This window comes from Bradyrhizobium sp. (genome assembly GCF_050014615.1).
GTDB lineage: Bacteria > Pseudomonadota > Alphaproteobacteria > Rhizobiales > Xanthobacteraceae > Bradyrhizobium.
In genome coordinates, this window is sequence record NZ_JBEKCZ010000084.1 from 1 (window position 1) to 13623 (window position 13623).

Here is a 13623-nt window from a genome sequence, read left to right on the forward strand (position 1 = left end):
CTCAAAGTCACGCCCTCCAATCACTTCGTGAACTGGCAGCAGGACCCGCAGGGCAACTGGCTGGCGCGGTTTGTCTTCCCGGAAAAGGCCACCGAGCTCAAGATCGAGGTCGATTTCACGGCGCAGATGACCGTGATCAATCCGTTCGATTTCTTTGTCGAGCCCTACGCCGATAGTTTTCCGTTCGCCTATACCGACGATCTCAAGACCGAACTCGCGCCCTATCTCGCGACCACCGAGCCCGGGCCGCTATTGGCGGCCTACCTCGCCGGGATACCGCGGGAGGCGCCGAGCACGGTCAATTTTCTGGTCGATCTCAACGCCCAGCTGCAGAAGAAGATCCGCTACATCATTCGCATGGAGCCGGGCATCCAGACCCCGGAGCAGACATTGGCTTCGGGTGCGGGATCCTGCCGCGACTCGGCGTGGCTGCTGATTCAAGCCTTGCGGCATCTCGGGCTCGCCGCCCGCTTCGTCTCGGGCTATCTCATTCAATTGCGCCCCGACATCGATCCGGTTGAGGGACCGCGCGAGGTCGAGAACGACTTTACCGATCTGCACGCCTGGGCCGAGGTGTATCTGCCGGGCGCCGGCTGGATCGGCTTCGACGTCACCTCGGGCATGCTGACCGGCGAGGGGCACATTCCCGTCGCCGCCACGCCGCATTACCGCTCAGCGGCGCCGATCAGCGGCGCGGTCGGTTTCGCCGAGGTCGAGTTCGGCTTCGAGATGAGCGTCAAGCGGATTCGCGAAGCGCCGCGGATCACCCGGCCATTCTCTGATGAATCCTGGGCGCGTCTCGACCGGCTCGGCGAACAGGTCGATGCCGATCTCAAAGCCGGCGACGTGCGATTGACGATGGGCGGCGAGCCGACCTTTGGTTCGGTCGATGACCTGGAATCGCCGGAATGGAATATCGCCGCGGTCGGACCGACCAAGCGCGGACTGGCCGACGATCTCATTCGCAAGCTGCGCGCGCGCTTTGCACCGGGTGGCTTGCTGCATTACGGACAGGGCAAATGGTATCCCGGCGAAAGCCTGCCGCGCTGGGCGTTTGGTCTTTACTGGCGCAAGGACGGCGTGCCGATCTGGAAAAATCCCGATTTGATCGCGAAGATCGAATCGCCGCGCAAAGCCGTCATCGAAGATGCCGAACGTTTCGCGGAAAATGCGGCGAAAAAACTGGGTGTCGATTCCGAATTCATCATGCCGGCGTTCGAAGACCCCGGTCACTGGTTGCAGAAGGAAGCCGGCCTGCCGCCCAACGTCGATCCCAGCGATTCCAAACTGTCCGATCCGGAAGAGCGCTCGCGGATGGCGCGGGTGTTCGATCAGGGGCTCAACGTGCCCAAGGGATTCGTGCTGCCGATCCAGCGCTGGAATGCCGACGCAAGCCAATCTTCCTCGCGCTGGAAGAGCGAGCGCTGGAAGCTGCGGCGCGGCAATCTGTTTCTCACGCCCGGCGATTCTCCGCTGGGGTTGCGGCTGCCGATCGCCTCACTGCCGCATATCCCGGCGGAGGAATATCCTTACATCGTCGAGCAGGATCCGCTGGAGCCGCGCGACGCGCTGCCGGTGTATGACGGGGCCGCTCCAGCCGAGGCCGCGCCGCATCAGCAGGTGCAGGAACAGCAACTCAAGGGCGGTGGCGTGCGGACCGCGATGTCGATCGAGATCCGCGACGGCATCCTGTGCGCGTTCATGCCGCCGGTGGAGAAGCTCGAGGATTATCTCGAACTGGTCACCGCGGTGGAGGCGACTGCCGAAGAAATGCAGATGCAGGTGCATGTCGAGGGCTATCCGCCGCCGTTCGATCCGCGCGTCGAGGTCATCAAAGTGACACCCGATCCCGGCGTGATCGAAATCAACATCCAGCCGGCGACCAGCTGGCGCGAAGCGGTCGATATCACCTTCGGGCTCTATGAAGATGCCGCGCAGGTCCGGCTCGGGGCCAACCGGTTTTTGATCGACGGCCGCCACACCGGCACCGGCGGCGGCAATCATGTGGTGGTGGGCGGCGGCAAGCCGTCGGACTCGCCGTTCCTGCGCCGTCCCGATTTGCTGAAGAGTCTGGTGTTGTACTGGCAGCGGCATCCCTCGCTGTCTTATCTGTTCTCGGGCATGTTCATCGGTCCGACCAGCCAGGCGCCGCGTATCGACGAGGCCCGGCATGACGGGCTTTATGAACTGGAGATCGCGCTGGCCCATGTGCCGCCGCCTGATATCAAAGCCCCGCTATGGCTGGTCGATCGTCTGTTCCGGCACATCCTGGTCGATATCACCGGCAATACCCACCGCGCCGAAATCTGCATCGACAAGCTCTATTCTCCCGACGGCACCACCGGTCGGCTTGGCCTGGTCGAGTTCCGCGCCCTGGAGATGCCGCCGGATCCGCGCATGTCACTGGCGCAGCAATTGCTGATCCGGGCTTTGATCGCCAAGCTCTGGCGCGAACCCCAACAAGGCAAGTTCGTGCGCTGGGGCACCACGCTGCACGACCGCTTCATGCTGCCGCATTTCCTGTGGGAAGACTTTCTGGATGTGCTCGCGGAACTGAAGCTGTCCGGCTACGATTTTTCACCGGACTGGTACGCCGCCCAGCTCGAATTCCGCTTTCCGGTGTTCGGCCGGGTCCATCATGGCGGTGTTGCCCTGGAAGTACGCCAGGCGCTCGAACCCTGGCACGTGCTGGGGGAAGAGGGCTCGGCCGGGGGGACGGTGCGCTATGTCGATTCGTCGGTCGAACGCCTGCAGGTCAAAGCCAACGGCTTTGTCGAAGGCCGTCACGTCGTCACCTGCAACGGCCGGCGGATGCCGATGACGGAGACCGGCCGTTCGGGCGAGGCGGTCGCAGCCGTCCGCTTCAAGGCGTGGCAGCCGGCGTCGGGGCTGCACCCCACCATTCCGGTTCACGCGCCGCTGACGTTTGATTTGATCGATACCTGGAACGGCCGTTCGCTGGGCGGCTGCGTCTATCACGTCGCGCATCCCGGCGGGCGCAGCTACGAGACCAAGCCGGTCAACTCCTATGAAGCCGAGGCGCGGCGGCTGGCCCGGTTTCAGGATCACGGCCACACCCCCGGCAAGGTCGATCCGCCGCGCGAGGAACGCACAATTGAATTTCCTTTGACCCTCGACTTGAGGACGCTGCTCCTGCATTGAGAATAGGCTTATTGAGAGTAGCCTTATTCAGAATAGCCTTGGGGCAGGAGAGTCGGGATGGCGGGGCAGGCCGGCCAGGGAAATAGTCAGGGAGGTAGGGCGCGTCCGGGCAACCGGCGAGTGGCGCAGTGGACCCGCGACTATGTTCGCCTGCCCGGAATACCCGATGAATATATCGGGCCGGACGGGGCGCCTCGCGCGGTCTGGACCCGGTTTTTCGAGGCCTTCGCCACACTGACGCCAGGTGATATCGAACGGCGGTTCGGGACCGCCGACCGGCATCTGCGGGAAGCCGGCGTGAGCTACCGCGCGCCCGGCGAGACCGCCGACCGGATTTGGCCGCTCAGCCATCTGCCGCTTTTGATCGACGAGGCCGAATGGCAGCAATTGACCGCCGGCATCGTGCAGCGCGCGCAATTGCTGGAACTGGTCCTGAGCGACCTCTATGGCGAGGGCCGATTGGTCGCCGAGGGTGCGATCCCGGCGGCCGCGATTGCCGGCAGCACCGAATATCTGCGCTCGATCTGCGGTATCAAACCCCCGGGCGGCCGCTATCTCAATCTGTACGCGGCGGATGTCGGCCGCGGGCCCGACGGGCGCTGGTGGGTGCTGGGCGACCGGACCCAGGCGCCATCGGGAGCAGGCTACGCGCTGGAGAACCGCCTGGTGCTGTCGCGCGCATTTGCATCGCTCTACAAATCGATGAATGTGGAGCGGGTTGCGCCATTCTTCGAAGCGTTCCGCGACAGCCTGCGCGCGGGCGCGGATCGCGATGAGCCGCGCATCGGCCTTTTGACGCCGGGCAGCTTCAGTGAAACCTATTTCGAACATGCGACGCTGGCGCGCTATCTCGGATTTTTGCTGGTCGAGGGCGACGATCTCGCCGTCAGCGGTGACCGCATCCATATTCGCACCGTCGCCGGCTTGAAGCGGCTCGACGTGCTGCTGCGCCGGGTCGATTCCAATTCGCTCGACCCGCTGGAGCTCGACGCCTCCTCGCAACTCGGCGTGCCCGGCCTGATCGATGTGCTCCGCAAGAACGGCGTTGTGGTCGCCAATATGCCGGGTTCGGGCGTGATGGAGGCGCGGGCGCTGTTGGGCTTCCTGCCCAGCCTCAGCCGGCGCTTCTTCGGCGAGGATCTGAAGATGCCGCACATCGCGACCTGGTGGTGCGGCCAGAAATCCGCGCGCGAGGAAGTATTGTCGCGGCTCGACCAGGTTGCGATCGAGGGCGCCTACCGCAGCGGCGTTCCCGGTTTTCCGGGTAACGGGCCGGTGCTCGCCAGCGAGCTGTCGTCGACCGAGCGCGAACGGCTGAAGACGGCGATCAATGACCGCGGCATCGACTTCGTCGGCCAGGAACTGGTTCGGCTCTCGACAACGCCGGTATGGGACCAGGGTCGGATCACACCGCGCCCTTTCGTGCTGAGGGTCTTCGCGGCCGCAACGCCGCAGGGCTGGACCATCATGCCCGGCGGCTTCTGCCGGATCGCCGACCAGCTCGATGCCCGCGCGGTGTCGATGGGGGATGGGGCGCGGGCGGCGGACGTCTGGGTGGTTTCCGACAAGGCGGTACCGACGACGACCCTGCTGCCGGCGGTGGATACGGTGCGGATCAGGCGCATCGCCGGCTGGGTCCCGAGCCGGGCCGCCGACAATCTGTTCTGGCTTGGCCGCTACCTCGAGCGCGCCGAGGCGACGCTGCGGCTGGTGCGGGCGCTGGCGACGGCGTTGCGCGACCCGGGCAAGGGATCGTCCCCGGTGCTTCACTCGGTTGAACGGATCCAGCGGCTGCTCGTGACATGGGGGGCGACCTCGCAGACGGCACGGACGCAGCCCGCGAAGATCGCGGCCGAGGCGCTGCAGAGCGAGGACAAGTTTGGTTCGGCGCTGTCGCTGGTGCGGGCGGCACAGCGAACCGCCACGTCGCTGCGCGAACGGCTGTCGCCGGATGCCTGGCAGGTCATTACCGAGATGGTGGAGCGCCTTGGCCAGGAGGTCGAGGATGATGACGGCGTCGTCAGCGCCGCCGAACTGACGTTGCAGGAACTCGCGAGTTTCGCAGGGCTGGCGCAGGAAAACATGAACCGCGCCGCCGGCTGGCGTTTCCTCGAAATGGGCCGCCGCGCCGAGCGCGCGATCAACACCGTGCGTTTCGCGCGTCAGTTCGCCTATGACGAAGCCAGCGGCGAGGATCTCGACATCCTGCTGACGCTGGTGGATTGCCAGATCACCTATCGCTCGCGCTACCTCGTCGGTCCGCTGCTGGCGCCGGTGCGCGACCTCGTGGTGCTGGACCCCTACAATCCAAGGTCGGTCGCGTTTCAGGTTTCTGCGCTGAACGATCACATCGCCAGCCTGCCGACGTTGAAAGAGGGAGGGTTGATCGAGCGGCCGCATCGGCTCGCGGTCGGCCTGCAGGCGACGCTGACGACGACGGAGGCCGCCGCACTCGATACCAAAACCCTGTTCGCGCTGGAGCAGGACCTGCTCAATCTCGCCGATGCCATCGGATCGCATTATTTTCCGCACGGGCCCAATGCGAGCCGGCCGGAAAAGCTGACGGGCCTCGCGTGATCTACGATATCCGTCACGTCACCAGCTACAGTTACGAAAGCCCGGTCAGCTTCGCGCGGTGCTCACTGCGGCTGGAGCCCAAAAGCGGCGGCGGACAGCAATTGGTCTCGCACACCGTCGATATCAGGCCGCGGCCGGCGGACCGCACCATACGGCACGACTTTTTCGGGACCCATACCGAGAGCATCCTGATCGAAACCCCGCATCGCAACCTTCGGATCGATTCGCGATCGCGGGTCTCGGTTTCCCGCAGCGCGCCCGGCCGCACCGCGCAAAGTCGTGCGTGGGAGAGCGTGCGCGACGTGGCCTTTGAGGCCACCAGTCTCGGTCCCGCGTCGCCGATCGGATACGTCTTCGCCAGTCCGCTGGTGCCGGTTCAGCAGCCGGTTACATCCTATGCCTCCGCCAGCTTTCCGCCGGGAAGCGGCATCCTGGCCGGCGCGGTCGACCTGATGCATCGCATCCGGACCGATTTCAAGTACGATCCGAAGGCCACCGTCATCTCGACGCCGCTCAACGAAGTATTCGAAAAACGCCACGGCGTTTGCCAGGACTTCGCCCATGTGATGATCGCGGGCCTGCGCGGCATAGGCCTGCCCGCGGCCTATGTCAGCGGCTATCTGCGCACCATCCCGCCGCCGGGCAAACCGCGCCTGCAGGGCGCCGATGCGACCCATGCGTGGGTCTCACTGTGGTGCGGCGAGGGACTCGGCTGGATCGGTTTCGACCCCACCAATGATATCCTTGTCGAAAACGATCATATCGTTCTGGCGGTAGGGCGGGATTTTTCCGACGTCTCGCCGGTTGACGGCATCATCGTGGGATCGCGCAAGCAGAAGCTCGCGGTGGCGGTCGATGTGCTGCTGGTGGAATGACGCAGCACCGCACCCCATCCTTGAACGGCCAAGAACTCGAACGGCCAAGCACTTGAATGGCCATGACCTTGAACAGCCATGACGTCCTCATACTCGGCGCCGGTGCAGCGGGCCTGATGTGCGCGGCCGTCGCCGGCCGGCGTGGACACCGGGTGCTGGTGCTGGAGCAGGCGAGGCATCCGGCCGAGAAGATCCGGATCTCCGGAGGCGGACGCTGCAATTTCACCAATCTGCACACCGGCCCGGCGAATTTTCTGTCGAACAATCCGCAGTTTTGCCGCTCCGCGCTCAGCGGCTACTCGCAGCGAGACTTCATTGCGCTGGTGGAGAATTATGGCATTGCCTATCACGAAAAGACGCGAGGGCAATTATTCTGTGACGGCTCGTCGCGGCAGATCGTCGACATGCTGCTGGAGGAATGCCGCAAGGCCCATGCGCAACTGCGGTTGGGGGTGCGGATCTCCGGGCTTTCGAGCAACGAAAGCGGCTTTGTCGTCGTCACCGACCAGGGCGAATTTCGCGCGCGCTCCCTGGTGGTCGCAACCGGCGGCCCTTCAATCCCGAAAATGGGATCGAGCGGGTTCGGATACAAAATTGCCGAGCAATTCGGCCTGAAGATCGTGCCGCCGCGGGCGGCGCTGGTGCCCCTGACATTCGACGCCGCGTTGCTCGCGCGGTTTGGGGATCTGGCGGGGGTGTCGGTCGATGCCGTCGTGAGTTGCGGCAAGACACGGTTCGACGAGGCGCTGCTCTTTACCCATCGCGGGCTGAGCGGTCCGGCGATTCTGCAGATATCTTCCTATTGGCGTGAAGGCCACGACATCATCATCGACATGGCGCCGGAGGTCGACATTCTGGCCAGGCTGAAAAACATGCGCGCCGACCATCCCAGGCAGGAAATGGCGACCGCGCTGGCCGGCTTTGTTCCGAAGCGATTGGCGCGGGCCATTGCGGACGTGATCGCAGGTCCGGAGCGGATCGCCGATTTCTCCGATGCGCGTCTGGCGGACGCGGCCGCCGCGGTCAGGCAGTGGCGCGTCAGGCCTAACGGGACCGAGGGCTACCGCACCGCGGAGGTGACGCTGGGCGGCGTCGATACATCGGAGCTGTCGTCGAAAACATTCGAATCGAGGTCCGTTCCGGGACTTTATTTCATTGGCGAGGTCGTCGACGTCACCGGTCACCTCGGAGGCTTCAATTTTCAATGGGCGTGGTCTTCGGGATACGCCGCGGGTTGTCACGTCTAGGTCGTTTTCGAGCGAAGCGGGCACTGTTCCCGGACAATTCCTTGGCGTTCGGGTCTCGTATTTTTAACCAAGCCTTTACGCTCCGACGCGTCAAGGCGGCCGGTAAGGCGGCCGCTAAGCCCCTCGTTAAGGGAACCATCGTAGATTTGCGCCAATAGGCGAGGAATTGCTTCGCAGAACTCGCTGGGGGAAGGGCGTGGATCATGTCTGGCGTGAGGGAAATTTTCTGTTCGAGCCTGGAATGCAGTTTGTTCAATCAAATTGCATTGTTCAGCACGGCCGGTCTTTCCGTGTCGATGGCGCTGGTGTTCGCCTACGATCTGCGGATCGACGGCTGGATCTGAACGGCCTGGTAGCGCAAGCCGCGTGACGATGCCGTCATCGATCTCTGATCGTCCTATCGTGATCCCGGTGCGATTGACCGGGATCGATACCCGTTCACATCTGCAAGGCTGAATCTTCAGCCGGCTATTGTTCTGGTCCGCGACGCCTCATCGTCGGCGCTGCCGGCGCGCAGATTGCGAAAGAATTTCTCAACCTCGCGCGACAGAAGTTCCGCCGTGGCAGTCAGGTCGCTGGACGCCGAGAGCACCGATGTCGCGGCTTTGTTGGTATCGCCGATGGCGTCGCTCAGCGAACCGATATTGGCGACCAGGGTCGAGTTGCCGTCGGCGGCCAATTGCGCATTTGAGGAGATTTCGCGGGTCGCGGTATCCTGTTGCCCGACGGAGCTCGCGATATTCGAGGTCACCTCATTGATGTCGCGCACGGCGGTACCGATTTCGCGCACGGCATCGACGGCATTGCGCGTCGAGGTCTGGATCATGGTGATGTTCTGACCGATCTCAGCGGTCGCCTTGGCGGTCTGTCCCGCGAGCGTCTTGACCTCGTGAGCCACGACCGCGAAGCCGCGGCCGGCCTCGCCGGCGCGAGCCGCTTCGATCGTGGCGTTTAGCGCCAGAAGATTGGTCTGTTCCGCGATCGCCTGGATCAGACTGAGTACGCCGTCGATACGCTGGGTCGCGGCGGAAAGACTTTCAATTTCGGCGACTGATTTTTCAGTTCGCAGACCGGCCTGCTCGACGACGTCAGCGGAATGACGCACCTGCCGGCCGATCTCCTCGATGGAGGCCGACAGCTGTTCGGCGGCACCGGCGACGGCGAACACATTGGCGGAGGCCTGTTCGGTCGCCCGCGCGGCAGCAGCCGCACGGCCACTCGCATCCGATGCCACTCCGGTGATGGACTGTGCGGTATCGCGCATGGCCGACGCGTTGTCGTTGACCGCGCCCAGCACGCTTCCGATCGCGCCCCGGAACGCTTCCACCGAATTTTCGATGTGCCGGGCCCGTTCCTCGCGCGCCTTGGAGTCCAGCAGCACCTGCGAATTGAGATTGCGGTTGCGGTCCATCGCCTCCTTGAAGATCTGGATGGCCCGCGCCAACGCGCCGATCTCGTCGGTGCGATCGGTGTGTGGGACCTCCACATTGTCGGCGCCATCGGCGACCTGCTTGATGGTGGCGGTGATGACGGAAAGCGGCCGCGCGATCGAGCGGAAGATGATCAGGACACCGGCGCCGACCAGAACCAGCTCCAGGCCGCCGAGACAGGTCAGGAGAAAAGCCAGTTGACGATTGGATTCGGTTTGAAGGGCGATCCGCTTGCCGCGTTCGGCATAGAGCTTGGTCAGCGCTTCAAGGTCCTTGTTGAGGGCGACGCGCACGTCGCGATTGGCATCATTATCGCCCCATTCACGGCCTGCGGCGGGACTGACCTCGACCGCGCGGCGCACCAGTTCCCCGCGGAACGCGATGAACTGCTCGATGCGTTTCTTGAAGACGGCGAACTGCTCGGAGTCATCCGCCTGGACGATGGATTCCCAGTCTTTAACGACGGCCAGGAGCTGGTCGTTGAATTTGAGGAGTCCATTGCCATACTTCTTCACGCCGACCGCTTCCGTCGACATGTAGACGCCGCGGGATTCCATCACAATCGCATAGACCGTCGAATTGACGCGCTCGACATTGAGCGCTGCGCGGCTGGCGGTCTGGACCGCTTCGGTGAGTTCCGTGCTGCGGCGGGTATTGAAATCGGATAGCGCGGTGATGGCCGCGGTCAGAAGCGCAAACAGGGCAAAGATCGAATAGAGCTTGGCTGCGAGCGAAAGCCGGGACATCAAGCCGGACCCGGTCGCGGGAGGTTTCATGGTTGTCGCAGACATCGCCGGCCTCGCTCAGGAGGCCGGTCAGTATATGACGGCCGTCAAAAAACTATCTAAAGTTTCAATGTATAAATTGTTAACCTTTGCCCGATTTCGGGGCATCGGGCGCAGGATACTACCGGCCCGGAATTTTTTTAATTCATTATATATTTCAGATAGTTGATCGATCAAATGTCTTCCCTGGTTCCCGATCGGGAAACCCTTGGGGGGTTGTGGATGCGCGTTCGCACCGAAGGGCCCGCTCGCAACGGGCAGATGCTTCGGCTCGTCGGCGCCGCAGCGGGAAGCCCCGAGCTTCGCTTCATGGACGGGATTTGGCCGTCGCTGACGTCTTGGAAGAGACCTCCACCAACGGCGGCGCAAGGTGATAGTGTTTACGACGGTTATCGGCGCACGCGCGCCGATGGTCCGGAGCGTTCATGGTCTATCGCCACGCCATCGATACCACGACCTATGTCTTTGACGATCTGCGCGATCTCCTGGCCAAGGCGACACCGCCGCGCTCCGGCGACCGTCTGGCCGGGATCGCGGCCGATAGCGCCGAGCAGATGATCGCGGCGCGGATCGCGCTGGCCGACGTCCCGCTGAAGCAATTCCTGCACGAGACCGTGATTCCCTACGAACAAGATGAAGTGACCCGTCTGATCGTCGATACCCACGATCGATCGGCCTTTGCGGCGATATCGTCACTGACCGTTGGTGCGTTCCGCGATTGGCTGCTCTCGGACGCGGCGACGACGCCAGTGCTTGCAAAACTGGCGCGCGGCGTCACCCCGGAAATGGCCGCGGCGGTTTCAAAACTGATGCGCAACCAGGATCTGATCCTGGTTGCAAAAAAATGCCAGGTCGTATCAGCTTTTCGCAACACCATTGGCCTGCCGGGCCGGATGAGCGTGCGGCTGCAGCCCAACCACCCCTATGATGACGTCAAGGGCATCACCGCGTCGATACTGGACGGCATCCTGTTGGGGGCCGGCGACGCCTGTATCGGCATCAATCCGGCAAGCGACGACCCGGCGGTGATCGGCGGGCTGCTGCGGTTGCTCGACGACATCATCGCGCGGCTGCAGATTCCGACCCAGAGCTGTGTTCTCGCTCATGTGACGACGACGCTCGGATTGATCGATCGGGGCGTGCCCGTCGACCTGGTATTTCAGTCGATTGCGGGGACACAGGCCGCCAACCGCAGTTTCGGCATCGACCTCGCGCTGCTGGGAGAAGCGCACCAGGCCGGTCTGTCGCTGCGGCGGGGCACCGTTGGCGAAAATGTGATGTATTTCGAAACCGGGCAGGGCTCGGCGCTTTCGGCCAACGCCCATCACGGTGTCGACCAGCAGACCTGCGAAGCGCGCGCCTATGCCGTCGCCCGCGCGTTCGATCCGCTGCTGATCAACAGCGTGGTCGGCTTCATCGGTCCGGAATATCTCTATGACGGCAAGGAAATCATCCGCGCCGGGCTGGAGGACCATTTTTGCGGCAAGCTGCTTGGCCTGCCGCTGGGGGTGGATGTTTGTTACACCAACCATGCCGAGGCCGACCAGGACGATATGGATAACCTGTTGACATTGCTCGCGGCCGCCGGCGTGAGCTTTATCATGGGGGTGCCCGGCGCCGACGACGTCATGCTGAATTATCAATCCACTTCTTTCCACGACGCACTTTACGTCCGCGATCTGTTCGGCTTGAAGCGCGCCCCCGAGTTCGACGACTGGTTGTTGCGCGCCGGGCTTGCCGATGCCGGGTTTCGCCTCGCCGGCAATACCGGCTTGCTACCCGATTTTGCGTCGCGACTGATCGCCTGAGGGCAATCAACCGCCGTCAAGGCCCTTGGCGTAACCATTTGGTCATCCGCGGGTTAAACGGCCGCCACAATGTTGAGGAATTTGTAGCCCAATTTGGGCGGTGGGCTTAAGTTGGGTCGATGTCGCAGAGGAAGTTCGATGAGGGCTGAGAGCGTTGAGACGGTACGGCGCATCCTGTGCGTTTTTCCGCGCTATACGTCTTCGTTCGGCACATTCGAATACGCCTACCCGCTGACGGACGGGGTTCAGGCCTTCATGCCCCCGCAGGGCCTGCTGCTGATCGCGGCCTATTTGCCGGCAAATTGGCCGGTCCGCTTCATCGACGAAAACATCCGCCCCGCCACGACGGAAGATTTCCAATGGGCCGAAGCCGTGTTCGTCAGCGGCATGCATATCCAGCGTCAGCAGATGAACGATATCTGCCGCCGCGCCCATGCGTTCGATCTGGCGGTCGCGATCGGCGGACCCTCGGTCAGCGCCTGCCCGGACTACTACCCCTCGTTCGACTATCTTCACGTCGGCGAACTCGGCGATGCGACAAACGATCTGATTGCGCGGCTGGCGCGCGATACGTCCCGCCCCGAGCAGCAGGTGGTCCTGAAGACCGCCGACCGCCTCGACATGACGAGTTTTCCGCTTCCGGCCTATGAACTCGCCGAGCTCGAACGCTACTTCCTCGGCAGCATCCAGTATTCGAGCGGCTGTCCCTATCAGTGCGAGTTCTGCGATATCCCCGGGCTTTATGGCCGCAATCCGCGCCTGAAATCGCCCCAGCAGATCACCGCCGAGCTCGATAAATTGCTCGAATGCGGCATCAGAGGCTCGGTCTATTTCGTCGATGACAATTTCATCGGCAACCGCAAGGCCGCGCTCGATCTGTTGCCGCATCTGGTCGAATGGCAGAAGAAGACCGGCTACGTGCTGCGCTTTTCCTGCGAGGCGACGCTGAATATCGCCAAGCGTCCGGAAATTCTGGCCGGAATGCGCGAGGCGTTTTTCTCGACCATTTTCTGCGGTATCGAAACGCCGGATCCCGTGGCTTTGAAGGCCATGCACAAGGATCACAACATGATGGTTCCCATCATGGAAGCGATTCAGACGCTCAACCGTTTCGGCATGGAGGTCGTGTCCGGAATTATTCTCGGCCTGGATACCGACAAGCCCGAAACCGGAGCGCATCTGCTCGAATTCATCGACGCGTCGCAAATCCCGCTATTGACCATCAACCTGTTGCAGGCGCTGCCAAAGACGCCGCTCTGGGATCGATTGCAGCGCGAGAACCGGCTGATCGAGGACGAAGGCCGCGATTCCAACGTCGATTTCCGTTTGCCGTATGAAGATGTCGTGCAGACCTGGCGCGCCTGCATGGGGAGCGCCTATCAGCCCGACAAGCTGCTGGCGCGTTACGAATACCAGATCCGCGAAACCTACCCGAACCAGATCAGGCGGCCGCGGACGCCACAGCAGTCGTCGTGGGCCAATATCAAGCTCGGCCTGACCATGCTGCGCAATATCTTCTGGAAAGTCGGTGTTCTCGGCGACTACAAGATTCAATTCTGGAAATTCGCGCTGCGGCGTCTCGCCCGCGGCGAGATTGAATATCTCATCAGCTCGATTCTGGTTGCCCATCACCTGATCAAGTTCGCGCGCGACGCTTCGGGCGGGCAAACCAACGCATCCTACTACTCGCTGAAGCTGCAGGAAGCGTCCGTTCCGGCCGAGTAGCGAACGCAAATGGC

General features: G+C 63.0%; 7 protein-coding genes. 6 read left to right on the forward strand and 1 reads right to left on the reverse strand.

The window, feature by feature from the left end; genetic code table 11:
* The 4 genes from ABR948_RS14955 to ABR948_RS14970 form a co-directional block, all read left to right on the forward strand.
* A partial coding sequence (locus tag ABR948_RS14955) for a transglutaminase family protein (protein ID WP_428119139.1) occupies positions 1-3162 on the forward strand: 3162 nt, incomplete at its 5' end.
* A gap of 57 nt (positions 3163-3219) precedes the next feature.
* Complete coding sequence (locus ABR948_RS14960) at positions 3220-5739, forward strand: circularly permuted type 2 ATP-grasp protein (protein ID WP_428119141.1); 2520 nt, start codon at positions 3220-3222, stop codon at positions 5737-5739.
* Positions 5736-6614, forward strand: coding sequence for a transglutaminase family protein (locus ABR948_RS14965; RefSeq protein ID WP_428119143.1), 879 nt, complete (start codon positions 5736-5738; stop codon positions 6612-6614). Before ABR948_RS14960 ends, ABR948_RS14965 begins: the two co-directional genes overlap by 4 nt.
* Before the next feature lie 62 nt (positions 6615-6676).
* Positions 6677-7861 carry a BaiN/RdsA family NAD(P)/FAD-dependent oxidoreductase gene (locus ABR948_RS14970; protein ID WP_428119145.1) on the forward strand — a complete coding sequence of 395 codons (1185 nt, stop codon included), beginning with the start codon at positions 6677-6679 and terminating at the stop codon, positions 7859-7861.
* 460 nt (positions 7862-8321) lie between these two features.
* On the opposite strand, the gene ABR948_RS14975 is transcribed toward ABR948_RS14970, so the two are convergent.
* Positions 8322-10082, reverse strand: coding sequence for a methyl-accepting chemotaxis protein (locus ABR948_RS14975; RefSeq protein ID WP_428119147.1), 1761 nt, complete (start codon positions 10080-10082; stop codon positions 8322-8324).
* Positions 10083-10501: 419 nt separating this feature from the next.
* Between ABR948_RS14975 and ABR948_RS14980 the strand changes: the two genes are divergently transcribed.
* Positions 10502-11884 (forward strand): ethanolamine ammonia-lyase subunit EutB, encoded by a 1383-nt coding sequence (locus tag ABR948_RS14980; RefSeq protein WP_428119149.1) that lies wholly within the window; start codon positions 10502-10504, stop codon positions 11882-11884.
* A gap of 138 nt (positions 11885-12022) precedes the next feature.
* A complete protein-coding gene (locus tag ABR948_RS14985; RefSeq protein ID WP_428119151.1) occupies positions 12023-13609 on the forward strand; it encodes a B12-binding domain-containing radical SAM protein in 1587 nt (528 codons plus the stop codon).
* The last annotated feature ends 14 nt before the right edge of the window (positions 13610-13623 follow it).